Below are 24,363 nucleotides of genomic sequence, written 5' to 3'. Positions count from 1 at the left end.
TCGCCGTCAGGATTGCCCGCCGGGTCTCTCCGACCGTGGCCTTCGGCGTCTCGCCGCCCGGCGCGGGCCGTCGGTTCGGTCTCAGCCGAAGTCGAAGTCGTTTGCGCGCAATTCGGACATCCGCACATCTTCCAGCAGGAGGCTGTGACCGTTCTTGAATTCGATCAGCGTGTCATCCCCGCCATCGACGGACCGGGCCCTGTCCATGACATCGCGGAAGTTCCGGACGCCGAGATCGCCCTTCAGGAGGATCAGGTCGTCGGTGGTGCTGAAGTCCTCGATCTCGTCGTCCCCCTTGCCGAAGACGAAGGTATCGCGTCCGGCGCCGCCGGTGAGCTCGTCGTTGCCCGCCCCGCCGTTCAGGAAGTCGTTGCCGCGCCCGCCCTCGATATCGTCGCGTCCGCTTCCCCCGAACAGGCGGTCGCGTCCTGCCTGTCCCTTGATGTCGTCATTGCCGCCACCGCCCTTGATGTGGTCGCTGCCGTTGCCACCCTCGATGTCGTCCCGCGCGCCTTTTCCGCGGATGGTGTCGTTCCCGCCGAACCCATAGATGTCGTACCACCGCGCTGTTCCGATCAACGTGTCCCGGCCGTTCGTGCCTCGAATTTCCATGGTGTCCTCCGTGTGCGCTGCGCGAGCGAACCCCGTTCGCGGACTCGCGACAATGCACATCCTATCACGACTTGCATCGCGGCCGTGATCGCTCGGCGCCGCCTGTCGGCGAGGCGGCACCGCGACCGGACCGGCGCGGGAGAATTCCGGTCGGTTTCATACGCCGGGGATCATTTGCCCGCCTCAGGAACGAGAACGACCGAAACGGCGGGCGTTTCGGTCGTGGTTTCGGGCGTTTTCGTCCCGCGTTCCGGTCGTTTTGACCGGTTTCAGGGGATGATCCGGCGGTATTTCGTGCCTTCCAGCGTGGCCCCGGCGATGAGGCCGGCCTGGGCGAAGACCATGGCGATCACCGGGTCGGAGGTGGTCAGCGTCTCCGCCGAGAGGTTGCCGCCCTGGTCGATCCAGGCGTATTCCGCATCCGCCCCGGCGGACCATCCGTGCGATGTCCGGAAGGCCGTAAGTGCTTCTGGCGTCATAAAAAACAGTGCATGCGCATATTGCTGCGCGCCGGCCTGGAAGCCCACGTTGGCCTGCGTGGCCTCGTAGTAGTCCACCGTGGTGTTGTTGATCCTGAGCGCGCCCGTGCCGTAGCTGCCGCCCACCACGAACCCGGCCTTGGTGATCAGCGGCATGAAGAGCACGCCGGATGCCTTCTGTTCCAGATCGGCCGTTCCGGGATAGGTTGAAAACAGGAAATTTCGTGTAGCATCAACACGTTGGTCGATGCGGACGGCGCCGTCGGAGCCGACGCCGTTTGCGCAGCCAGACAGGATTGCCGTTCCCGCGGCCGCCACCGCGAGGAATCCGCGGCGGGAATAGTTGTACGTGGAGTCCATGGTTCTGCCCCTGGAGTTCGCCTGATGTGCCTCTTTGCCCAGCGTGTACCACTGGTTGCCGACGTTATACGCCGTTCGGACGCCGGTGTCACGAATCCAATCCGGATTGTGTTTCACCACAGACCGCCACGTCCAGCCAGCCAGCTACACCCCGCAAAACCGCAAGGGTGGTTGGTGGATCAGGTGCTCAGAAGCCGTACCCTCGCCGCCGGATAGACTGTCCATAAAGGCCACGGGCGAAGGCCCCGGCCGCCCGTATGGTCAGCCTGCTTTCATCAATCGCGCCACCCGGGGCGCGTAGTAGGTCAGAATGCCGTCGCAGCCCGCACGCTTGAAGGCCAGAAGGCTTTCTTGCATCACCGCGTCGCCATCGAGCCAGCCGTTGCGCGCAGCGGCCTCCAGCATCGCGTATTCCCCTGAAACCTGATAGGCGAATGTGGGCGCTCCGAAGGTCTCTTTCACCCGTCGACAGATGTCGAGATACGCCATTCCGGGCTTGACCATCACCATGTCGGCGCCTTCCGAGAGGTCGCGTTCGATCAGACGCATGGCTTCGTCCGAATTGGCGGGGTCCATCTGGTAGGTCTTCTTGTCGCCCTTGAGCGCGCCGGTTGCGCCCACCGCATCGCGGAATGGACCGTAGAAGGCGGAGGCGTATTTCGCCGCGTAGGACATGATCGTGACGTTGCGGTGCCCGGCGGCTTCCAGCGCCTTGCGGATCGCGCCGATGCGGCCGTCCATCATGTCGGAGGGGCCGAGAATGTCCGCGCCGGCGGCCGCCTGGGCCAGCGCCATCTTCACCAACGCCTCGACAGTTTCATCGTTCACGATCTGTCCGTCCACGACGATCCCGTCATGCCCGTTGCTGTTGTACGGGTCGAGCGCGATGTCGGTCATCACCGCAATCTCCGGCACCTGCGCCTTGATCGCACGAATGGCGCGGTTCGTCAGGTTGCCGGGGTTCCACGCCTCTTCGCAGCCTTCAGTCTTCAGGTCCGGATCGGTGTAGGGAAACAGGCAGATCGCGGGAATTCCAAGGTCTGCCGCCTCCGCTGCCGCTTCCACCGTCAGGTCGACCGAACGGCGCACGACCCCGGGCATGGAAGCGATCTCCTGTTGCTGCCCCTCGCCGGCGCAAAGAAAGACCGGCCAGATCAGATCCTCCACCGAGAGCCGTGTCTCGCGCACCATCGCCCGAAGCGGTGCACTGCTGCGCAACCGGCGCAGCCGTCCGGCAGGGTAGGGGGCTTGTGTTGGTCGCATCGGGCTGCCTCCTTCTGTCGCTCATCGCCGTGCGGTGACGTGCAGAGTGCGACGGTTTTGCCACCGCCTCAACCGTGACATAGCGCGCAGGCGCGCCGCGGCTTGCACCGCCTTGCCGTGGCGGGTACGTCCCAATCGAACCGGGCGGGTCGAGATGGCGCGGCTGGAGGCAATTATAGGAGCTGGTAGGGTGCAGGACTGGTATCTCACGGTGTTCGAACTGATCGACATGCGGTCATTCTCGAACCTGTGGTACTGGATTGCGCTCGCCGTGGTGTGGTCCACCGCGAGCCATTGGGTGCTGGGCGTGCCCTACGACATGGTCACGCGGGCCCAGCGATCGGGCGGGCAGGCGGAAGAAGACCTGCGTGACATCGTGCGGGTGAATGTGAACCGGTTGCTGTACATTACCGAGACGTCCGCCATGTGGATGCTGGGCATCGGGACGTTCATGCTGACCTCGCTGGCGATCCTTGGGTTCGTCTACTGGGTGGAATTCGCGCAGGCGGTCCTGCTGATCGCCCTGCCCATGAGCATCGTTTTCCTGCTTTCCGTTCGCACCGCACGCCGTATCCGCGACGCCGACGGTGAGGGGCTGCATAAGATGCTGCAATCTCATCGCTTTTACGTGCAATTGACAGGGATGATCGCGATCTTTGTCACCGCGTTCTGGGGCATGTGGCAGAACATGAACCTGGGAGTCTTGTAGGCAATGCCCGAATGACACACTTTCGTGCCCTCGTGTCAGACATATGACTTGGTTCGGTTGGCGTCCGCGCTCGAGCTGTTCTCAAAGTTGTCATGTGTTCTGGATTGGCGGCGCTTGACCACATATCAGCCCCGTTGGGCGATCGTCCCAATTAAGACAGGATTCCGTGCGATATCACGTCGGAGAGCAAAAAAGAGGTGCGGAAAATGGGCACTGAGCAACCGGGCAACAAACCTACCTTCTCAGGTGAGTTGCCGCCCGATAGCCTGGAAGACAAGGAACGGCGCGAGGTTCTGAAGGCGGTACAAAAATACGCTGCCTTTGTCGCCGGAACGTCGACCGTCGTCCTTACGGCCGATGAAGCCGTTGCCGCGTCATCGAATTGTTCCCGCTCCAAGCCGCCGGGCATGTCGACTGCGAAGTGGCTGGCCTGGCTGGCAAGGCACTGTAGCTGATCAACGAATTTCCCAACCTGCGCGATCGGGGGGGCTACCAGCGATGACGCGCGGACAATGAGAACGGCTGGGGCGGCCTGCGGGAGCACCCGCCGCGCCGCAGGGATTAGCCCAAGTCAAAAAGAACGTCGTCGAAGTAATCCGTTCCCTGCACGCTTCCGATGATGTCTTCGGTCCACACATGTTCGAGGTACACTGTCCCGCCAGTCGCCGTGGTGAGCGTGACCCCGTACAGGTTTTCCCGGTGAGACACGATGTCATTCTGCTTGAACAGAAGCACGTCCGTTCCAGGCTCAAAGCCATAGATTTCGTCGTTCCCATCCCCTGCGTATTCGTTGATGACGAACGTGTCCTTTGCGCCGTCACCTTCCGCGCTGTGGGCGTACCAGACACCCTCGTACAATTCGAACTCCGCCGTGCCGCCAATCATCGTGTCGTCGCCGCCGTCGCCGATCAACCTGTCGCTGCCGGTGCCGCCGATGAGAATGTCGTTGCCGTCGCCGCCATCGAGAACGTCGTTGTGGCGCTGGCCGGCAAGCAGGTCGTCGCCGTGTCCGCCGAACAGGCGGTCATACCCGTCGCCGCCAAGAAGCCCGTCACGGCCTTCGCCGCCGCGCACATGGTCGTTGCCGCCGCGCGCATCCACGAAGTCATCGCCGAGGCTGGCAATGATCTTTTCCGCGCGTCCGATACCACGGATGGTGTCGTCGCTTGATGTGCCTCTGATCTTGAGAAGTCCCATAACTCTCCTCCCGATTTCAGTGCCGTTCAACGCGCGTTCCGATGTACGGTATAGTGTAACAAGTTGCCGGCCTTCGGGCGATGATTTGGGTCACCCCAAGGCCATCCGCCGCGTTGCGGGATCATCGGCCCAGTCGGATGAATGCATCGCCCCGACGCGTGCGAAGGTACCGTCGACCGGCGTCCAGGTTGCATTGGCAGGTCGATGGAATAGGCTACGCCGGGCGGCGTCGCACTCATCCCGGCATTTCGAAGGTGCCGTGGGGGTTGCCTCCGTCGCGCATTTCCGCGATCAACAGGGCCCGCTCGTCGCGTTGACGCCGGAACGGGTATCCGAAGGTAATCGATCCATGAAACCAGCCTCCCACATTACCGTTGGCGGCGCGCCCGAAGGGTTTGACGCGCTCCTGCTCGTGCGCGAGTTGGAGAAGGGCGCGCCCGTCGTGCATGTGGCCCGGGACGACAAACGGCTGGCGGCGATGCGGGCGGCGCTTGCCTTCTTCGCGCCGAATGCGGTCGTGCTGGATTTTCCGGGCTGGGACTGTCTTCCGTATGATCGTGTGTCGCCCAATGCGGACGTTTCCGCGCGCCGGATGGCGACACTTGCCGCGCTTGCGGCGGGTCTGTCCGGTCCGTTTGTTCTTCTGACCACCCTGAACGCCGTCACGCAGAGGGTGCCGGCACGAGACGTGTTGCGCGAGGCAGCCTTCGCCGCCCGCGTGGGTGACCGCATCGACGAGGCGGGGCTGAAGGCATTTCTCGTCCGCATGGGCTTCAGCCAGGCGCCAACGGTGCTGGAGCCCGGCGACTACGCCGTGCGGGGGGGGATCATCGACATATTCCCACCGGGGCATTCCGGACCGATCCGGCTGGACCTTTTCGGCGACGTGCTTGACGGGGCGCGCCGTTTCGACCCCGCGAACCAGCGGACGACCGAGAAGTTGCAGGCGGTGGAGCTGGCGCCGGTCTCCGAGATCGTCATGGACGAGGCGGCGATCCGGCGGTTCCGGCAGAACTACCGGATTGAGTTCGGTGCCGCCGGCACCGATGACCCGCTCTATGAAGCGGTGAGCGCGGGGCGCAAGCACGCGGGAATGGAGCATTGGCTGCCGTTCTTCCATGAGCGCCTGGAGACCCTGTTCGATTACCTACCGGATGCGTCCGTGATGCTGGACGACCAGAGCGACGCGGCGCGAATTGCCCGCTGGGACGGTATCGTCGACAGCTACGAGAACCGCGTCGAGGCGATGAAATCCAAGGCGCGGCTCGACACGGTCTACAAGCCCGCGGCGCCGGATACACTCTATCTCGACGAGGCCGGCTGGGAGGCAGCCGTCGGCGGCCATAGGGTGATGAAGCTCAGCCCGTTGCCGCAGGGCAGCGGCCCTGGGGTGATCGATACCGGCGGCCGGATCGGCCGCAATTTCTCACCAGAGCGCCAGCAGGAAAGCGTGAGCCTTTTTGGGGCATTGGCGGATCATCTGAAGGCAAAGCGACAGGACGGGCAGGTGATCGTCGCGAGCTATTCAGAAGGCGCGCGGGAACGTCTGGCGGGCCTGATGGATGACGAGGGCGTGGTCGGCGCCACCGAGATTGCCGATTTTCGCGATGTACCGGAGGGAAAAGGCGGGCTCTACCTCGTCGTCTGGGCGCTCGAACACGGGTTCGAGGGACCGGCAAACGATGGCGCGCTGACCGTCATTTCGGAGCAGGACGTGCTCGGCGACCGGCTGATCCGCAAACCGCGGCGCAAGCGGCGGGCGGAGAACTTCCTGACCGAGGCGCAATCACTCTCGCCCGGCGATCTGGTTGTCCATGTGGATCACGGGGTCGGCCGCTACAAGGGGCTGGAGATCGTGAGCGCGCTCGGAGCCGATCACGAGATGATCCACCTGGAATATGCGGAGGCGGCGCGGCTCTACCTGCCGGTGGAGAACATCGAGCTTCTCTCGCGCTTCGGACACGATGAAGGATTGCTCGACAGGCTGGGCGGGGGCGCCTGGCAGGCCAAGAAGGCCAAGCTCAAGGAGCGCATCCGGCAGATCGCCGACAAGCTCATGCGGATCGCTGCCGAGCGCGCGCTGCGCAAGGCGCCTGTGATGCAGCCGGAGCACCATATCTGGGAGGAATTCGCCGCCCGTTTTCCCTACCAGGAAACGGAGGACCAGTTACGCGCCATCGAGGATGTGTTGGACGACATGACCCGTGGCATGCCCATGGACCGGCTGATCTGCGGCGATGTGGGCTTCGGCAAGACGGAAGTCGCCATGCGCGCGGCGTTCGTGGCGGCGATGTCGGGGTTGCAGGTCGCTGTCATTGCGCCGACGACGCTGCTCGCCCGCCAGCACGCCAAGAGCTTTGCCGACCGGTTCCGCGGCTTTCCGGTGAAGGTGCGGCAACTCTCGCGCTTCGTTTCCGCCAAACAGGCGGCCGACACCCGAAAAGGGATCTCTGATGGGTCGGTGGACATCGCCATCGGAACGCACGCTCTGCTCGCCAAACAGGTCAAGTTCCACAACCTGGGCCTGCTGGTGATCGACGAGGAGCAGCATTTCGGTGTGCAGCACAAGGAGCGGCTGAAGGAGATGCGCTCCGACATCCATGTGTTGACGCTCACCGCCACGCCGATTCCGCGGACGTTGCAAATGTCGCTGTCTGGCGTCCGCGATCTCTCCATCATCGGCACACCCCCGGTGGACCGTTTGGCGATCCGGACCTACGTGTCGGAGTTTGACAGCGTGACGATCCGGGAGGCGCTGCTGCGCGAACACTACAGGGGCGGGCAGTCCTTCTTCGTTGTGCCGAGGATATCGGACCTGCCGGAGATCGAGGAGTTCCTCAAGGATCATGTGCCAGAAGTGACCTATGTTATCGCACACGGGCAGATGGCTGCGGGCGAGTTGGACGACCGGATGAATGCCTTCTACGACGGCAAGTTCGACGTGCTGCTGGCAACCACCATCGTCGAGAGCGGTCTGGATATTCCCACCGCCAACACGATGGTCGTGCATCGCGCCGACATGTTCGGGCTGGCGCAGCTCTACCAGATCCGCGGCCGCGTGGGTCGCGCCAAGACCCGCGCCTACGCCTATCTGACCACCAAACCGCGCAAGAAACTGACCGATGCGGCGGAGAAACGGCTGCGCGTGCTTGGCTCCCTCGACAGCCTCGGGGCCGGCTTCACGCTGGCGAGCCAGGACCTGGACATTCGCGGCGCGGGCAACCTTGTGGGCGAGGAGCAATCCGGCCAGATGCGCGAGGTGGGCTACGAATTGTACCAGACGATGCTCGAGGAGGCGATTTCCAAGATTAAGTCGGGCGCCTTCGAGGGGCTGACCGACGACGATGGGCAGTGGGCGCCACAGATCAATCTCGGCGTGCCGGTGCTGATCCCGGAAGCCTACGTGCCGGACCTCGACGTGCGGCTCGGGCTTTACCGCCGGCTTTCGGGGCTATCGACCAAGGTGGAACTGGAGGGTTTCGCCGCCGAATTGATCGACCGCTTCGGCAAGCTGCCGAAGGAGGTCAACACGCTGCTCCTGATCGTGCGGATCAAGGCCATGTGCAAACGCGCCGGCATTTCCAAGCTGGACGGCGGGCCCAAAGGCGCGACCATCCAATTCCACAATGACAAATTCGCAAATCCGGCGGGGCTCGTCACCTTCGTGCAGGCGCAGAACGGGCTGGCGAAGATCAGGGACAACAAGATCGTCGTGCGGCGCGACTGGAAGAACAATGCCGACAAGATCAAGGGGGCCTTCGCCATCGCCCGGGATCTGGCGGAACAGGCGAAGCAAAAGCCTACGCAAACGGTGCGGTGACAGCACGTCGATACCGGGGACCCGACCGTGACCCTCCGCGCGCGCATGGTGCCCGGCCACCGGCGGGACAAGATCGTGGTTCTCGGCCCCTTTCCCGGCACCGCAGGCGCAGATTGCGCGCCCCCCGACGTGACATCCGGTGACGCTTGACCGTTCGGCAAATGGATATCCGTGACGTGGCACAGAATGACCGATCACGAGGAACGGTTGCATTGGCCCCGCTATGCGAGCAATGCACGTCTGGTCGGGTTCTGTCAGAACGGGCGGCGGTTTACGCCGTGACGGCCTCCTCCTGTCTCCCGATCCGTATCGTCAGGAAGAGCGCAACGGCTGCCAGTAGGGCGGTCGAGGCCATGAGTGGCAGAGGCGTTCCATCGAAGGCCAGGCCGATCGGCACCGCGAGAATAACGGCGATCACCGTACCAACCGAACCGAGCACCGAAGCGGCCATTCCGGCGAGGTGGCCCATCGGCTCCATGGCAATCGAGTTCAGGTTGCCCAGAGTCAAGCCATTGAGGAAGAACACGGAGCAGGTCCAGACGAGGTATACACCGAACCCCGCGTGAGGCGGCAGCCACGGTCCCGCGAAGAGCATCGCGATGGCACTGGAGAAGATGAGCTGCAGCAAGAGGGCGGCAGTGGCCAGCCGGCGCATGCCGAAACGCCCGACCAACCAGGCGTTCAACAGGCTCGATGCGGCGGCGACAAGTCCGATCAGGCCGAACCAGAGGGGGAAATGAGCCCCCTGGTCGAAGGTGATGTCGAATATCTGCTGGATCGAGCTGATGTTGGCAAAGAGTATGGAGAAACAGAAGCCCTGCGCGGCCACGGAGATAGCGACAACACGGTTGGAGAGCACTTCAACCACACCCTGGTACAGAACGCGCGCCCGCAACGAACGACGGTTTGACGGATCGAGCGTTTCTTCCTGGCGCAGCAGCATCCAGCCCGAGCTGAAAAGGGCGAACACCAGGAACGCGCCGAAAATCCCGCGCCACCCGGTCACGGCGATGATCCCCGCGCCTATCGTCGGGGCGACAGCCGGCACGAGCGTGAAGACCATCATCACGAAGGACATCAGTCGTGCCATGTCGCGGCCCTTGTAGAGGTCCCGGACGATGGCGATGGCTGCAATCCGAGGGCCGGCCGCGCCGAACCCCTGTATCAGCCGGCCGATCAGCATCATCTCCAGCGATCCTGAAGCCCAGGCGATTGCCGCACCGACCATATAGACCGCAGCGCCGCCGAGAATGACGCGCCGGCGGCCGATGGCGTCGGACAGCGGACCGGTCAGGATGGTGGCAAGCCCCATGCCGAGTACGAAGCTCGTCAGAATGAGTTGCGCGTGGTTGGGATGCGCCGGCGTCAACTCGGCCGCAATCTCCGGTAACGCGGGCAGCATGGAATCGATCGAAAAGGCAATGGTGGCAAAAAGCATCGCGATGAGGGCGACGAATTCCACCTTCGGCAGGCGTTTGGGCATGTCAGGAATCCTTGTAGCCTGACCCGCTATCACGGATGTCCGGTCGATGCCAATTGTGTGAAAATGCACAATTCTCTGTGCGTTTGCGTCCCTGTGTGCCGATTACGCGTTGGGTCAGCCTGTCATGAGCTGCCCGTTGATCTCGTCGATGAGCTTGATCCAGAGGTCGGGTTGCTGCGCACCGGGAACAACATGGGTGTTCGCAATGATGAAGGTCGGCACGCCGGTCACACCACGGTCACGGGCATGCCTGTCGCGTTCTCGGATGTCGGCGGCATCCGCCGTGCTTCCGAGCAGACGGTGGATCGTCGCGGCGTCCATCCCCGCGCTGTCGGCGATATCTGCCAGCACGTCGTGGTCGCCGATGTCTCGGCCTTCGAGGAAAAAGGCGGCGAAGAGGGCGCTTGCGACCGGGGTCTGGCGCTCTTCAATCCCGGCCCAATGGATCAGCCTGTGTGCGTCCAACGTGTTCGGCGTGCGGGGAATGCTGCCAAAATCGATGTCGAGCCCTGCCGCTTCCGCGGCCTCGGCAACCCGGGCATAGGCCGCCACGGCTTCCTGTTTGCCGCCGAATTTCGCTTCCAGATAGCGGCGGCGGTCCATTCCCTCGGGCGGCATATCCGGGTTGAGCTGGAACGGGTGCCATTCGATGACGAACGGGTGGTCGGGCCTGGCGTCAAGCGCGTTGAACAGCAGCGTCTTTCCGATGAAACACCACGGGCAGATCGGGTCGGAGAGGATGTCGAGCTTGATCATGGCGCCCCGTGTACCAGCCCCGCGACCCGTGCCAAGCGGAATCTGCCAGCCGATCATTCCCCATCGCTTCATTTGCCCGCTGCCGGGTGCTCCCGCCCGCCACGCTCTCGCGCCTTTTTGGGCGCGTTTCGGTGGCGGTTGGGCGGAGCCCGCCTGCGGCGGGTCCAAGGGGGATGCGCGCGGGCAGACCCTGTGCCACGCGCCGCAGGCGCGCCCGGCCCAACGGGAGGAGGCGCATCTGCGATGCGTCGACGACGGACGGGAGCTCCCAACCGTCCACGTGCGGCGCGGGGTGGATCCGCGCCTGATCAGATCGGCCGGGTCAGATCGCCCGGGTCAGATCGGCTGGCGCAGGCGCTTGCGGTCGATCTTGCCGTTACCGGAGCGCGGCAGTCGTTCCACGTGGGTAAATACCCGGGGGCACTTGTACCGCGCGAGCCTGTCGGAAACGAAGGCCAGGAGCGCCTCCGGGGCGAGCAGTTCCGGGCCGGTGTAGAAAGCGCCGATCACGGTCGTGTCCGCTTTGACGGCAACCTCTGCACAGGCCACCTCCACGATGCCCGGGTGCGCGGCGAGCACGGACTCGACCTCCAGTGGCGACACCCGGTAGCCGCCCGCGTTCATCATGTCGTCTGACCGTCCGAGATACGTGACCGCTCCGTCGTCGGCCATGGAGACCGTATCTCCGGTCAGGAACCAGTCGCCGGCGTATCGGTCCGCCGTTTCCTTGGGTGCGTCGAGGTATCCCAACATCAGGCCCGGGTCGCCACGATGGATCGCCATTGTGCCAGCTTCTCCGCGCGGAACGGCCCGGCCGCCTGCGTCGAGGACCGCCAGATGCCGACCACGCTGCGGATAGCCCGAGCTTCCAGGAGGGGCAGGGCGGGCCGGGCTGCCGGAAAGATAGGTTGAGCATTCGGACATTCCGAGCGCTTCGTGAACGAGGGTGCCGGTGGCGGCTTCCCAGGCCGCCCGCGTTCGTTCGGGCAGTTTTTCACCCGCCGACAGCCCGTGCCGCAGCTTCGGTACGTCCATGCGCGGTGCGGCGCGCAGCATCTGGCGATACACGCCGGGAGCGGCGGCGAAAATCGTGGCGTCGTGTCGCCGGAGAAGAAGCGGTACCTGGTCGGATGCGACCCCGGCGGACGGGATCAGCGCCGTCGCGCCGACAGCCCACGGGTCGAGCAGACCGGTTCCAAGCGTATAGGTCCAGTTGAAAGCGCCTGCGTGCAACAGGCGGTCGGTTTCCTGCAGCCCGTACCAATCGGTCCACATCATCTGCCGCGCCCAGATGGCACGATGGGCATGGACCACGCCACGCGGGCGCCCGGAACTGCCGGATGTATAAACGATATAGGCTGGGCGGTTCGGGTCGCCCATTGTCGGTGGCACTGGCGGTGTCGCCTCCATCTCCCGCAGGGCGAGGGCCGGAAGAATACGTGCTTCACAGCCCGATGGCAGGGAGATGTCCGGCGCCGCCACAATGGCTGCGGGCTGCGTCTCGGCGGCGATACGGCTGATCTCCGTCTCGGTGAGCGCGGCGGCGGCGGGGATCGGGACTATTCCGGCCCAGATCGCGCCGAGAAACGTGAGCGGAAACTCCACCTCGTTGCCAAGCCGCATCAGCAGGCGGTCGCCCGGCGAGAGCCCCGTGGCCAGCAGTCCGGCGGCGATCCCCTCCACCGCTTGTGCGAGCGCACCGTAGCGCCATCGCGACGCACGCGCCGGCGACACGATTGCGAGCGCCGTCTTGTCGGGCTGCGCGTCAGCACGCGCAAGAACATGTGCCGCCATGTTGAACGACAAGGGCGGCGGGACTGGCGCCGTATCGTAATGGACAGAGGATATCATGCTCTTCGCGTAGCCGAGGCGCGGCGACCGGGCAAGTACCGGCTCTGGCCATCGCCCGGTCAGGCCGCCGCGACGGTACGGACGTAAGCACGAAGGATGGGGCCGTGGAAGGGGCGGGCGGGTGAAGCGCACCTGCCGCGCCGGAGGCGCGCCCGGCCCAACGGGAGGAGGCGCATTCGAAATGCGCCGACGACGGGCGGGAGCCTCCGCCTGCCTGTTCGCAGACCGACCGGTGCGGAGAGCGGTCGGACACCACTGAGACGTGCTGACGTGTCCGACAGGCAGAATGATGTATTGCGTCTTGTTTCGGTCGCCGTCGGGTCGTTCGGGCTCCTTCGGACGCGTCTCGGCTGATACGCACTTTCGACTTGCCATTGCCGCCCCGGTCCGCTCATCAAAGGAGCCGTGCAGGAACGATTGCGAGCGAGACACGGTCGTGAGAACCCGGAACACTGGATCACATCTCGCTGAAGGCACCTGTGCGAGCGGCGCCGATCGCGAGTCAGGGCCAGTCCGCCACCGTCGGGTGATCTATGTTCCCGGCTACGACCCGTTTCATGCGCGCCGATATCGGGAACTCTATCGCAAGGAAAGCCGCGCGCAGGCAGAGGTCTCCGGCTACGAGATCGATATTGCATCTCAAGGCCAGTTCGATCCGTATCGCTGGCAGGTCCGTGCCACGATCGAGGGCGCGCCTGTGACGGCGGAAATCGCGGTGCTGGGGTGGTCGGACATTGTGAAGGCCTCGATGGAGCGGGGGCCGCTGCAAACGTATACGCAGGCCGCGCGGACCTTCTGGATCTACGCAAGGTCGGGCGCGCTCGGGGCGGTTCTGAGGTTGCGCAAGGGGCCGGCAATTGCGGCCATCTACCCGCTGGTGGCGCTGCTCCTCCAGCTCGCGCTTGCACTTGCGATTGCCGCGTTTATCGGCTGGGCGATCAGCCGTATTGCGCCCGGCTGGCTGAGCCTTGCCGGTTTGCTGGCCGTGCCGCCGGTGCTGCAATGGTTCAAGAGGCACGACAGGGCCATTCTCGCGCGCTACCTGATGCACAACTACGCGTTCTCCGCCAGCCTCGGCGGCGCGAACCCGCCGGAGCTTGAGGCGCGGATCGCGGCGTTCGCGGAGGTCGTGGCCGACGCGCTGGCCTCCGATGCGGACGAGGTCCTCGTGGTGGGTCATTCGTCCGGGGCGCATCTTGCCGTGTCGATTCTTGCGGATCTGATCCGGAGCGGGCGCGTGCACGCGGGATGCCCGCCGCTGTCGCTGCTGACGCTCGGAGAAGTGATCCCGATGGTCTCCTTCCTGCCCACCGCCACGCGACTTCGGGCAGACCTGCACTTCCTTTCGGCAAGCGATGCTCTGACCTGGGTCGATGTCACAGCCCCGGGCGATGGCTGTGCCTTTGCGCTCTGCGACCCGGCATCGGTGAGCGGTGTTGCGCCCCCCGGCCAACGCGGCCCGCTGATCCTGTCGGCGGCTTTTTCCCGGACGCTCAGCGCGGCGCGTTGGAAGGCGCTGCGCTGGCGCTTCTTCCGATTGCACTTCCAGTACCTCTGCGCCTTTGACCGGCCCGGCGACTACGACTACTTCCGGATAACCGCCGGCCCGCAGACCCTCGCGCAGCGTTTCGCGCACCGCCGGTCGACGCCAAGTGCGATACGACGTCCGGTATCGCGCCATCGAAGCATGGCGACCTGACATGGAAAACCGTCGCCTGCCACCGAAGCCAGATCCCCGGCCGGAAAAGGTGTCGTTCCGGCGGTACCTCCGAATGTTTCGTCGGGACATATTGTCGGCGCAGCCTGAAAAGCTCTATGGCGCCTGGATGGCGGAGTTCCGTACCCCGTTCTTCCGCAGTTATCTGGTGAACCAGCCGGATCTCGTGCGCGAGGTCCTCTGCGCCCGTCCCGGTGACTTTCCGAAGTCGGATCGCGTGAGCGAGGGGTTGCGACCGCTGCTGGGGAACAGCGTTTTCGTGACCAATGGTGCGGAGTGGGAGCGTCAACGGCGCATTATCGACCCGGCCTTCGAGGGAGGTCGGCTGCGCGAGGTATTTCCGGCGATGCTCGCGGCGGCGGAATCGGCGGTGGGTCGGATTGGCGACAAGGTCGATGGCGGGCCAGTTGAAATCGAGGCCGAGATGAGCCACGCGGCGGCCGACGTGATCTTTCGTGCGCTGTTCTCGCTGCCGATCGAGCACGAGACTGCGTCGCAGGTGTTCGACGCCTTTCGGGACTATCAGCGCAGCCAGCCGCTTCTGAACCTCGCCGCCTTCTTGCCGTTGCCATCCTGGATCCCGCGTCCATACCGCCGCCGTACCCGCGAAAGTGCAGCGAAGATCCGCGGGTTGATTGGCGCTATGGCGGACGCCCGCGCGGCGGACATTCAGGCCGGTCGCGCTCCCGACGATCTGGCCACGAAGATCATGACAACCGCCGATCCGCTGACAGGCAAGTCCTTTGATCCCGCCGAGATGGTGGATCAGGTGGCGATCTTCTTTCTGGCGGGTCACGAAACATCCGCCTCGGCACTTGCCTGGGCGCTTTGGCTGCTCGCCGACAATCCCGAGGCGCAGGCCCGCGTTGCAGCCGAGGCCGACGGCGTATTCGGCGGGCGGCAGCCGGTTTTTGGCGACATTTCGAGGCTCGCCTTCACCCGGGATGTTTTCCGGGAGGCCCTCCGGCTGTACCCACCCGTGCCAATGATGGTCCGCGAGAGCAGACGATCGGAGCGGTTTCGCGACAGGGACGTGCCGCGTGGGAGCCAGATCGTGCTGTCCCCGTGGCACCTGCACCGGCATAGCCGGCTTTGGGAATGCCCGGACGCCTTCGACCCGTCGCGCTGGCACTCCACGAACGGCAAGACCTGCCAGCGAGAGGCCTTTATCCCGTTCTCTGCCGGAACGCGTGTCTGCACCGGGGCGGGGTTTGCGATGATCGAGGGGGTGCTGCTATTAGCGATGATTGTGCGGGCCTACCGGCTGGAGACGCTTGCGGACCGTCGTCCGGTTCCCGTTGCACATCTGACCGTGCGCGCGCGTGACGGGATTTGGCTCGCGGTTCGGAAACGCAAGATGCTCTGAGAAAAGCGTTGGCTGCGTCCGCGGGATCGGATTGCATTGCCTGGATGCTGCAAGCCCTGCGCACATCGCTGGCAGCGGTATTCGGATAATCGCGTGAACCGGCGATGGGCGTCACCCGGGTTTTTCGAGCCCCAATCGTTGGCGGTATTCCTGCAACACGAACAGCCGAATGGCGGAGGCGAGCCCCATGTCCAAGCCGCGGTCACGGTCGATCTCGGCGGCAAGTGCGTTGATTGGCTGGCTGCGTTCAGCCGCGATCTCGCGGAATGCGCGCCAGAAAGGTTCTTCGAGTGACACGCTTGTGCGATGCCCGGACAGAGTTAGCGAATGCTTCTCGGGGCGTTTCACCGGGCCCGTTCCGCCCGCAGGCGGACCTCGCGGCCGTAGAGGTCGAGACCGTGTTCCAGCTCCGGTAGCACCTCCAGTACCTCCGCGCGAAGCCGGCTGTCTGTAGGCCCCTCACCGAGCCAGCCTGGATGGAAACTCTCCACCAACAACCCGTCCGCCGCGAAAATCGCGTGTCGTTCCAGCAGGAGCTGGACATAAGTCACGGTCGCGGCCTGCGCCGGGGCAATCCCGGCGTGGCCGAGGAGGTCTCGGGCCGGTACCAGCACACCGTTCCTGGGGGCGCCGTCGGGCAGCATCAATACGCCGGCACGGGGCGACAGCCGGAGCGCACGGCGAGGGCTGCCACCGGAAAACGCATGCGCGGGCACGGAAATAGCGCCAACCTCCCGGCGCGCGGCAACCTGCGCAGCCGTGATGGTCCGCCGTCCGCACCACAGCAAGCGGCAGGGGCCGTGATCGAGGGTCTGCACGCTGTCGCCCGGCACGAGCCGTCCTGCGGGGCAGGGGCCGGCGGGCGTCATGATACGGGCTTCCGCAGCTATAGCAGAGATCAGCCATGGGCCCGGATTTGGAATGGGGTCTGGTCCGTCGCAGAGGTCATCCGTGCGCAACAAGAGCGGTCCGGCCATGGCGGAGGCGGACTCCACCGGATGGGCCTCGACAAAGGCTTCGCGCGGGGCGTTTTCCATGCCCGGTTTCTCTCTATCCTGCTCTTGGCCGTCGTTGCGGCGTAGGGGCTTTGCCCCGGACTTTCTTACTGGAAGAGTCACGCCACGGAATCGCAGACGCAAGCGACCGTTGTTGCCACGTGGAGAGAGATCGAGGTGTTGTTGCCGAAAAGTCCTAGTCCGGGTCCGCGTCAGGGGTGTCGCGGCGGCCGGATTCATGGAGACGGGCGAGACGTTCGGCTTCTGCTTTCGCCCGTTGTTTCTCCGCTTTCGGCAGGCCGTGCAGGATGGCGTTGCGGTCCGCCTGTTCTCGGGCCGTTTTCCGCGCCCGCTCCTTGCGGGCACGGTTGAGATTTATCGGCTTTGCCAAACTCAGGCCTTCGGCTTCGGGCCGACCATGTTCTCGGGGCGCACGACGGCGTCAAAGGTCGCCTCGTCCACGAAGCCGAGCGCGATGGCCTCTTCCTTGAGCGTGGTGCGGTTCTTATGCGCGGTCTTGGCGACCTTGGTGGCGTTGTCATAGCCGATGGTCGGGGCCAGAGCGGTGACCAGCATCAGGGACTCGTCGCGCAGCTTCTCGATACGCTCGCGGTCGGCCTTGAGGCCCACGACGAGGTTGTCGGTGAAGGCCGAGCAGACATCGCCCAGAAGCTGCATGGATTGCAGCACGTTATAGGCCATCATCGGCTTGTAGACGTTGAGTTCGAAGTTGCCCTGCGTGCCGGCGACGCCCACGGCCGCATCGTTGCCGATCACGTGGCAGCAGACCTGGGTCATGGCTTCGCACTGGGTCGGGTTGACCTTGCCGGGCATGATCGAAGAGCCGGGCTCGTTCTCGGGCAGCAGCAGCTCGCCGAGGCCGCAGCGCGGGCCGGAGCCGAGCAGGCGGATATCCTGCGCGATCTTGAAGAGCGAGGCTGCGCAGGTCTTGAGCGAGCCGGACATCTGCACCATGGCGTCATGGGCGGCGAGCGCTTCCATCTTGTTGGGCGCGGTGACAAAGGGCAGATCGGCGATCTTGGCCATGTTGGCGGCGACCTGAACGTCCCAGCCTTCGACCGTGTTGAGCCCGGTGCCAACGGCAGTTCCGCCCTGCGCCAGCTCATAGATGTCGCCAAGCGCGGTTTCGACGCGCTCGATGCTCTTCTTCACCTGGTGCACATAGCCGGAGAATTCCTGGGAGAGCGTGATCGGCGTCGCGTCCTGGGTGTGGGTGCGCCCGATCTTGATGATGCCCTCGAACTCCGCGACTTTTTCTTCCAGCGCGGCCTGGAGCTTCTTCATGCCGGGCAGCAGCACGGCACGCGCCTGCATGGCGGTTGCGATGTGCATGGCGGTGGGGAAGACGTCGTTGGAAGACTGCCCCATATTGCAGTGGTCATTGGGGTGGATCGGATCCTTGGAGCCGATCACGCCGCCCAGCATCTCGATGGCGCGGTTGGCGATGACCTCGTTGGAGTTCATGTTGGACTGTGTGCCGGAGCCGGTCTGCCAGACGACGAGCGGGAAGTTGTCGTCGAGCTTGCCATCGATCACTTCCTGCGCGGCGTTCTGGATTGCCTCGCCGAGCTTGGGGTCGAGCTTGCCATTCTCGACATTGGCCATCGCACAGGCCTTTTTGATCACGCCGAGCGCGCGAACGATCATGACCGGCTGTTTCTCCCAGCCGATGGGGAAATTCATGATCGACCTCTGGGTCTGGGCGCCCCAGTACTTGTCGGCGGGAACCTCAAGCGGGCCGAAGCTGTCGGTTTCGGTGCGGGTCGCGGTCATGCGGGCCTCCTGGATGTGCGATTGGATGCGGATTTACCGCCCGTCAGGGGGGCTGGCAACGGCTCCTGGGTGGGCGAAAGGGCGCAGGGCGCCCAGTTTGCGGTAACAGGCGCCCGGCTAGCATCGGTGGATGATGGTTTCGGATTGCTACTCGGAAATATCCAGCGCGAGAGCGTGTATCCGACTGATCAGGTCCGGGCCGAGGGCCGCATGAACCGCGCGATGACGCGCAAGGCGGTTCATCCCGGCAAATGCGTCGGACGCTATGCGCACATTGAAGTGGCTTTCGCCGCCCTCGCGGTAGCCCGAATGCCCACGATGACGTTCGCTGTCATCGATTACTTCTAGTTCGCGCGGCGCAAAGCTCTCGGTGAGCCGCTTTGTGATTTCATCTGCCACAGGCATTTTTCAAGAATCCCCCTGTTCGCCCCCCCATCGAACAGACTAAACTCCTGCGGCCGAGTCGGAAAGAACCCGGACAGAGCGCAGTTGTTTCGAGAAAGGATGCTTGCCATGGCGAAACCAGACCCTTTCGGCTTCGATATCCGCGTCAAGAGCGACAAGAAGAAACGGTCGCGTGGCAAGCGGGGCATGTCGGGTGCGTTCGAGACATCGCAGCGACAGTGCGACCACCCGGGCTGTCAGGAGCCTGGCCAATACCGGGCACCCAAGTCACCGGATTCACTCGATGAGTATTACTGGTTCTGCAAGGACCACGTTCGCGAATACAATCTGAAGTGGAACTTCTTCGACGGGACAACCGAAGAAGAACTGCAAAGCCAGATCGACAAGGACAAGGTCTGGGAGCGCGAGACCAAGCCCTTCAGCCAAAGCGCGGAGGAACGGGCCTGGGCGCGGCTGGGCATTGACGATGCACATCAGGTTCTGGGCGAGAATGCCACGCGCAATCCCGGCAAGGGGGGAGGCGGCGGGCGCCGGCTGCCGCCTACCGAGCGGCGTGCGCTTGAGATTCTCGATGCGAAGGACCATTGGACCAAGACCGAGGTGCGCAAGTCCTACAAGGCGCTTATCAAGGTCTTGCATCCGGACATGAATGGTGGCGATCGGTCAGACGAAGAGCGTCTTCAGGAGGTTGTCTGGGCCTGGGATCAGATCAAGGAAAGCCGGAACTTCAAGGATTGATAGACCCGCACCATCGGGGCTCCTGACAGGTCTTGCTCTCCAGCGGCACGCCGGGACCGGCCAATTCTAGGGCTCCGCCCCGCCGGTTGGGATGGCGGGTCAATCCCGGCTACTTGATATGACGTGCAACTGCGATTTGCACAAAGTCCAGCCCCCTTGAGCAAAGGCGCGCGTGGGTTGCGCCGGCCGGGGCCTGATCACTTCCGGAAACTGTCCAGACGGACCACCTCCGCATCGCCTTGCGGTTCATCCGGCTGGATATCTTCAGCAATCGGCGCTTCGTCGGTCGGTTCGGGCGTGCCGCGGTCGTCGTCCTCCGGCGCCTCATCGTCGTCTGCGGCGGAAGCTGTTTCAAATCGCAGGCCGAATTCGACCGAAGGGTCCACGAAGGTGGCGATGGAATCGTAGGGGATGTAGAGCGGTTCCGGCGTTTCGCCGAAGTTGAGGGTTACCGCGAAGCCATCATCAGTGACATCGAGATTGTCGAACCAATGCTGTAACACCACCGTCATTTCCTGCGGGTAGCGGTCCCGTAGCCAGTCCGCGATGTTCACATCGGGGTGGGTCGTGTCGAAGGTTATGAAGAAATGGTGCTGCCCCGGCAGTCCGCTCCGCGCGACCTCGCCAAGGACCTCTTGAATCAGGCTCCGCATGGCCCGGTGCATGAGTTTGCCATAGTCGATGCTCTGCGACATGAACCTTCGGTGTCTCCGCTTTGTTCCGAGGTCAGCATAGGGGATTCGAAGCCGAATGATACCCCTGCCGACGTCATATGACGCACCGGTTGACCTAGCGACACCCGAGATACACGGAGCGCTGGCTTTGAGGGCATTTGATTGTGATGGAGCCTCGCAAAACGGCATCGGGAGGCCATCCCGCCGGGAATGGAACCGTTCGTCTGATTGCGTCGTCGTTGGTTGCGGAAACGATCACTTGAACCGGTGTCCAGCCATGCCCAGGGCGAGGGCATGTTCGGGAACCAGACCGAGTTTTTCGAACAATCCCAAAAAATCCATGCAGTTGAATGCCTCGACAATACGACCGTCCACGATCCGAGCCATCAGCATTCCGCCGCCGCGGATCGGCTGACCGGTCGCGAGAAGTGTCGCCTCAAAAGAGCCCATGACTGACAGCCACTCGCCCTGCTCGACGGTTTTCTCGAGTTTGACACTGGTGACATTCAGCATTTCCAGGAGGGCAGCGACGAAATCGTGAAACTCCTGTGCGCTCAGGGCCAGTTCGGGCATGAGGCCGCTGGCTTCTGCCTCCGTGTTGAAGAAGTCTCCGGCTTCTTCGATCGCCCCCTCGACCCAGACGCGGTCGTAGAAGCGTTGTAGCAAATCGACTTTACAACCCATGGTGGTTCTCCTGTTTGTCAGCAACCCTAGGGCGAGATACTGAACAAACCCTGAACACCAAGCGGTTTGATATGATTTTGCTAGAGGGAAAGTGCAGGCTTCTGTTGCCAGGTGCCTGCGAACCCCGCCAGCCCTTGCTAGAGGACTGGGCTTAAGATTTCGGCTTTGGTCACTGCATTAAGCAGCGACGGCCACCGGAGCACGATTGTCGTTGGCAATTATGCTTAACGGACCGATAACGGTGGTACCTCACCGAGCAAAAGCTAACCCCTTTAGACGTCCGTCGATCCTATTTCGGCCCCATGATCCCCCAACGCGGGATTTTGGTGGAGCCGCCGGGTACCGCCCCCGGGTCCGAGCCGCTTATTACGAGCGCGTTTATCGCCATAGTCCCAAAGGACAAGATAAAGGTATTTCCACCGGTTCCGAACTTCAAGATAGGCCGTTCAAGAATTCGTCGTTGAATGCGCACGGGGTAAGACGCAGGTACGAGCGTCAACACGCACGCTTTGCTTCGGCTGTTCAGCGGGTTAGTGCCTTGTTCAGGGCCCATTACAAGAGCATGGACATGACCTCGCTATTCTCGCGCAAGGTGCATTTTCGCGATCTTTCGGAATCGGAGATCCTGGCGCTGGCGATCTCCTCTGAAGAGGACGATAGCCGGATCTACCGGAATTTTGCCAGCCGTTTGCAGGCGGAATACCCCGCCACGTCAGCGATGTTCATGGACATGGCTGCCGAGGAGGATCGTCACCGACAAAGCCTCATTGCGCTCTACCGTATTCGCTTCGGGCACACGATACCGCTCATTCGGCGGGCTCATGTGAGTGGTTTCTATGAGCGAAAACCCGAGTGGTTGCTGGAGAAGCTCCCGATCTCGCGCGTTCGAGAGATCGCGGCGGAGATGGAGCTGGAGGCTCGGACGTTCTACGAAACCGCCGCGGCGCGGGTGACGGATGCCGAAACACGGCGTCTGCTGGGCGATCTCGCCGCGGCCGAGGCCGGGCACGAACGACGCGCTGGTGAATTGGTCGCAGAGCACCTGACGGTCGAGGCGCTGGCCGACGAGGAGCATCAGGCGCGTCGTCAATTCGTGCTCACCTGGGTTCAGCCTGGTCTTGCCGGTCTTATGGACGGGTCTGTCTCCACACTCGCACCGATCTTCGCGGCCGCCTTCGCCACCGGAGACACCTGGAGCACGTTTCTCGTCGGTCTCGCTGCATCTGTCGGGGCAGGCATTTCGATGGGGTTCACAGAAGCGGCCTCAGATGATGGGGAACTGTCCGGGCGCGGCAGTCCGGTCAAGCGCGGTATCGCGTCCGGCGTGATGACCACAATCGGAGGCCTTGGCCACGCGCTGCCATATCTCATTCCGGATTTCTGGACCGCGACCACAATCGCCGTGATGGTCGTCTTCGTTGAACTCTGGTCAATCGCCTGGATACAGAAGCGTTTCATGGACACGCCCTTCTGGCGCGCGGCGCTGCAAGTCGTCGTTGGCGGCGGTCTCGTTCTGGCGGCGGGTGTTCTGATCGGCAGCGGCTAGGATTGCCGCGTTGCGGCACAACGATTGACAGCATGCCGCTGTGCAGCGACGCTATGCCGGACGTCCGGATTCAGAAGGAGGTGGTGCGGTGATATCGATCGAGTACGCCCAGCTAATGTCCCGGTATAATGCATGGCAAAACAAAGCGCTGATGGTAGCGACGGAGGTTATGGATGAAGTTGCGCTCACGGAAAACCGCGGTGCATTTTTTGGCTCCATCTTTGCCACGCTCAATCACATTCTGTGGGCAGACCGGGTCTGGATGGCGCGGATAGACGGCTGGACAAGGCCGGCGGGTGGGATCGCGGACAGCCCGCAACTCTACCCGACGCTTGCCGCGTGGAAAGCGGACAGGATGCGGGCGGATGCGAAACTGGTGCTTTGGGCGCGTCGGCTCCGCCCGTCAGCGTTGCGCGGCGATCTGACGTGGAAGTCCGGGGCCACAGGGCGCGAACAATGCAAGCCGATGGCGACCTGCGTCGCCCATATGTTCAACCATCAGACCCATCATCGAGGCCAGGTTCACGCAATGCTCACCGCAGCCGGTGTCACCCCTGCGGCCACCGATCTGGTGTTCATGCCGGACACGATCTGATAGCAGCGGATCATCGCCGGAAGCAGAAGGAACGATGAGATGCGCGCGTTGATCGTTGAGAAAGCGGAGGACGGGCGAACCACCGCCTCGGTGCAGGAGGTAGACGAAGGCCGGTTGCCCGCAGGCGACGTGACCGTTCGGGTCGAGTATTCGACGCTGAACTACAAGGATGGTCTGTGCATTGGCCCCGGCGCCGGACTTGTGAGAACCTACCCGCACGTCCCGGGTGTCGATTTCGCCGGCACGGTCGAGGCCAGCGAGGATTCGCGTTTCAGTCCGGGCGACAAGGTGGTCCTCACCGGATGGCGCGTGGGCGAAGCGCATTGGGGCGGCTACGCGGAGAAGGCGCGGGTCAAGGCCGATTGGCTCGTTCCTCTGCCGGAGGGGCTGAGCGCAAGGCAGGCGATGGCTGTCGGCACCGCCGGGTTTACCGCGATGCTTGCGATTATCGCGCTGGAGGACCATGGGCTCACACCGGCGAACGGCGAAGTGCTGGTCACCGGCGCAACGGGCGGGGTTGGTTCGGTGGCAACTGCCATCCTGGCCAATCTGGGCTACGACGTCGCTGCCGTGACCGGACGACCGGAGCAATCCCGGTATCTTGCCGCGCTCGGAGCGAGCAAGCTTGTAACGCGCGACGAATTGTCTGAAACCGTCAAACGCCCGTTGGAGAAGGAAACCTGGGCGGGCTGCGTCGACGCCGTGGGCGGCGCGATGCTCGCGCGTATCCTAGGCCAGATGAAATACGGCGCATCGGTCGCTGCGGTGGGGCTTGCCGGAGGCGCGGATCTCCCTGCCAAGGTCACGCCCTTCCTGCTACGAGGCGTGAACCTGCTTGGTATCGATTCGGTGATGCAGCCAATCGAAGCGCGCAAGAAAGCCTGGGCACGGGTTGCCACCGACCTGCCGATGGACCGGCTCGACGGCATGATTGTGGAGGCGACTTTGGACGATCTGCCAAAACTCGGCGCCGAAATCCTGAAAGGACAGGTGCGCGGACGTGTGGTGGTTGACGTGAACGCCTGACGCCTAACGCTGGCGCCGGCTTTCCGGGAAGTCCTGCGCGACTATTTGGCTGGCCGTCTCCCTTTCGGGAGGCGGGCGAGCACCGGCGCCCTGTGCTTCGATCCGCGTCGCACGATTGGGAGTAGTGAGCATGTGGCGGCCGTCGGCCCAAGGATAATGTGCCACGTTCAAAGTCGCGTTCAAAATATTGAAATACATGTATTAATTTGAATATTTGCCTGCCTGTCGATCTTCGATTGATTGCCTGTCGTCGTTTGGCTGGTTTCGTCCCGAAACTTCTTGACAGGCCGCAG

The 24,363-nt window shown here is 63.6% G+C and carries 23 protein-coding genes and 1 other RNA gene; 9 read left to right on the top strand and 15 right to left on the bottom strand.

Annotated elements, in window-relative coordinates; genetic code table 11:
- Window positions 1–81: 81 nt before the first annotated feature.
- From ARC39_RS13210 to hemB, 3 genes are all read right to left on the bottom strand, one after another.
- Window positions 82–612 (bottom strand): calcium-binding protein, encoded by a 531-nt coding sequence (locus tag ARC39_RS13210; protein WP_068115138.1) that lies wholly within the window; start codon window positions 610–612, stop codon window positions 82–84.
- A gap of 269 nt (window positions 613–881) precedes the next feature.
- Window positions 882–1,451, bottom strand: coding sequence for a lipid-binding SYLF domain-containing protein (locus ARC39_RS13205; RefSeq protein WP_068115136.1), 570 nt, complete (start codon window positions 1,449–1,451; stop codon window positions 882–884).
- Between the two features lie 261 nt (window positions 1,452–1,712).
- A complete protein-coding gene (hemB, locus tag ARC39_RS13200; protein ID WP_068115135.1) occupies window positions 1,713–2,714 on the bottom strand; it encodes a porphobilinogen synthase in 1,002 nt (333 codons plus the stop codon).
- Window positions 2,715–2,868: 154 nt separating this feature from the next.
- On the opposite strand from hemB, the gene ARC39_RS13195 reads away from it, so the two are divergent.
- Together ARC39_RS13195 and ARC39_RS13190 are read left to right on the top strand one after the other, a co-directional pair.
- Entirely contained in the window at window positions 2,869–3,423 is a 555-nt protein-coding gene (locus tag ARC39_RS13195) for a component of SufBCD complex (protein ID WP_068115132.1), read from the top strand.
- Window positions 3,424–3,629: 206 nt separating this feature from the next.
- Entirely contained in the window at window positions 3,630–3,878 is a 249-nt protein-coding gene (locus tag ARC39_RS13190) for a hypothetical protein (protein ID WP_068115130.1), read from the top strand.
- A 106-nt stretch (window positions 3,879–3,984) separates the two neighbouring features.
- Here ARC39_RS13190 and ARC39_RS13185 read toward each other — a convergent pair whose 3' ends face one another.
- On the bottom strand, window positions 3,985–4,620 hold the full coding sequence (locus tag ARC39_RS13185) for a calcium-binding protein (protein WP_068115129.1): 636 nt from the start codon (window positions 4,618–4,620) through the stop codon (window positions 3,985–3,987).
- Window positions 4,621–4,969: 349 nt separating this feature from the next.
- Here ARC39_RS13185 and mfd point away from each other — a divergent pair, with 349 nt between their 5' ends.
- Window positions 4,970–8,440, top strand: coding sequence for a transcription-repair coupling factor (gene mfd / locus ARC39_RS13180; RefSeq protein ID WP_068115212.1), 3,471 nt, complete (start codon window positions 4,970–4,972; stop codon window positions 8,438–8,440).
- A 271-nt stretch (window positions 8,441–8,711) separates the two neighbouring features.
- Here the strand turns inward: mfd and ARC39_RS13175 are convergent, their stop codons facing one another.
- The 3 genes from ARC39_RS13175 to ARC39_RS13165 form a co-directional block, all read right to left on the bottom strand.
- Window positions 8,712–9,923: a multidrug effflux MFS transporter gene (locus tag ARC39_RS13175; protein WP_068115127.1), complete on the bottom strand. Its 1,212-nt coding sequence runs from the start codon at window positions 9,921–9,923 to the stop codon at window positions 8,712–8,714.
- A 114-nt stretch (window positions 9,924–10,037) separates the two neighbouring features.
- Window positions 10,038–10,679: a DsbA family oxidoreductase gene (locus ARC39_RS13170; RefSeq protein WP_068115210.1), complete on the bottom strand. Its 642-nt coding sequence runs from the start codon at window positions 10,677–10,679 to the stop codon at window positions 10,038–10,040.
- A gap of 336 nt (window positions 10,680–11,015) precedes the next feature.
- A complete protein-coding gene (locus tag ARC39_RS13165; protein ID WP_068115125.1) occupies window positions 11,016–12,530 on the bottom strand; it encodes a class I adenylate-forming enzyme family protein in 1,515 nt (504 codons plus the stop codon).
- Window positions 12,531–13,056: 526 nt separating this feature from the next.
- Here ARC39_RS13165 and ARC39_RS13160 point away from each other — a divergent pair.
- Complete coding sequence (locus ARC39_RS13160; RefSeq protein ID WP_068115123.1) at window positions 13,057–14,229, top strand: hypothetical protein; 1,173 nt, start codon at window positions 13,057–13,059, stop codon at window positions 14,227–14,229.
- 1 nt (window position 14,230) lies between these two features.
- Window positions 14,231–15,613: a cytochrome P450 gene (locus tag ARC39_RS13155; RefSeq protein ID WP_068115121.1), complete on the top strand. Its 1,383-nt coding sequence runs from the start codon at window positions 14,231–14,233 to the stop codon at window positions 15,611–15,613.
- A gap of 111 nt (window positions 15,614–15,724) precedes the next feature.
- On the opposite strand, the gene ARC39_RS13150 is transcribed toward ARC39_RS13155, so the two are convergent.
- The 5 genes from ARC39_RS13150 to ARC39_RS13130 all read right to left on the bottom strand — a co-directional run bounded on the left by ARC39_RS13150 (window position 15,725) and on the right by ARC39_RS13130 (window position 18,807).
- Window positions 15,725–15,961: a ribbon-helix-helix domain-containing protein gene (locus ARC39_RS13150; protein WP_068115119.1), complete on the bottom strand. Its 237-nt coding sequence runs from the start codon at window positions 15,959–15,961 to the stop codon at window positions 15,725–15,727.
- Window positions 15,958–16,650: a Hint domain-containing protein gene (locus tag ARC39_RS13145; protein WP_068115117.1), complete on the bottom strand. Its 693-nt coding sequence runs from the start codon at window positions 16,648–16,650 to the stop codon at window positions 15,958–15,960. The genes ARC39_RS13150 and ARC39_RS13145 overlap by 4 nt, the downstream gene beginning before the upstream one ends.
- A gap of 154 nt (window positions 16,651–16,804) precedes the next feature.
- Complete coding sequence (locus ARC39_RS13140; protein ID WP_068115115.1) at window positions 16,805–16,999, bottom strand: DUF4169 family protein; 195 nt, start codon at window positions 16,997–16,999, stop codon at window positions 16,805–16,807.
- A gap of 2 nt (window positions 17,000–17,001) precedes the next feature.
- Window positions 17,002–18,402 (bottom strand): class II fumarate hydratase, encoded by a 1,401-nt coding sequence (fumC, locus tag ARC39_RS13135; RefSeq protein WP_068115114.1) that lies wholly within the window; start codon window positions 18,400–18,402, stop codon window positions 17,002–17,004.
- 147 nt (window positions 18,403–18,549) lie between these two features.
- Entirely contained in the window at window positions 18,550–18,807 is a 258-nt protein-coding gene (locus tag ARC39_RS13130; protein ID WP_068115112.1) for a BolA family protein, read from the bottom strand.
- Between the two features lie 108 nt (window positions 18,808–18,915).
- On the opposite strand from ARC39_RS13130, the gene ARC39_RS13125 reads away from it, so the two are divergent.
- On the top strand, window positions 18,916–19,545 hold the full coding sequence (locus tag ARC39_RS13125) for a DnaJ domain-containing protein (protein ID WP_068115207.1): 630 nt from the start codon (window positions 18,916–18,918) through the stop codon (window positions 19,543–19,545).
- 197 nt (window positions 19,546–19,742) lie between these two features.
- On the opposite strand, the gene ARC39_RS13120 is transcribed toward ARC39_RS13125, so the two are convergent.
- From ARC39_RS13120 to ssrA, 3 genes are all read right to left on the bottom strand, one after another.
- Window positions 19,743–20,240 carry an SspB family protein gene (locus tag ARC39_RS13120; RefSeq protein ID WP_068115110.1) on the bottom strand — a complete coding sequence of 166 codons (498 nt, stop codon included), beginning with the start codon at window positions 20,238–20,240 and terminating at the stop codon, window positions 19,743–19,745.
- A 234-nt stretch (window positions 20,241–20,474) separates the two neighbouring features.
- Window positions 20,475–20,903, bottom strand: coding sequence for an ester cyclase (locus tag ARC39_RS13115; RefSeq protein WP_068115109.1), 429 nt, complete (start codon window positions 20,901–20,903; stop codon window positions 20,475–20,477).
- Between the two features lie 90 nt (window positions 20,904–20,993).
- Window positions 20,994–21,343, bottom strand: a transfer-messenger RNA (tmRNA) gene (gene ssrA, locus ARC39_RS13110).
- A gap of 128 nt (window positions 21,344–21,471) precedes the next feature.
- Here ssrA and mbfA point away from each other — a divergent pair.
- From mbfA to acuI, 3 genes are all read left to right on the top strand, one after another.
- Window positions 21,472–22,449, top strand: coding sequence for an iron exporter MbfA (mbfA, locus tag ARC39_RS13105; RefSeq protein WP_068115107.1), 978 nt, complete (start codon window positions 21,472–21,474; stop codon window positions 22,447–22,449).
- Window positions 22,450–22,564: 115 nt separating this feature from the next.
- Window positions 22,565–23,044 carry a DinB family protein gene (locus ARC39_RS13100; protein WP_068115105.1) on the top strand — a complete coding sequence of 160 codons (480 nt, stop codon included), beginning with the start codon at window positions 22,565–22,567 and terminating at the stop codon, window positions 23,042–23,044.
- Between the two features lie 39 nt (window positions 23,045–23,083).
- Window positions 23,084–24,070 (top strand): acrylyl-CoA reductase (NADPH), encoded by a 987-nt coding sequence (gene acuI, locus ARC39_RS13095; RefSeq protein WP_068115104.1) that lies wholly within the window; start codon window positions 23,084–23,086, stop codon window positions 24,068–24,070.
- The last annotated feature ends 293 nt before the right edge of the window (window positions 24,071–24,363 follow it).

The sequence above is a fragment of the Tropicimonas marinistellae genome, assembly GCF_001509585.1.
Classification (GTDB): Bacteria; Pseudomonadota; Alphaproteobacteria; order Rhodobacterales; family Rhodobacteraceae; genus Tropicimonas; species Tropicimonas marinistellae.
This window is presented reverse-complemented; position numbering and strand designations above follow the sequence as displayed.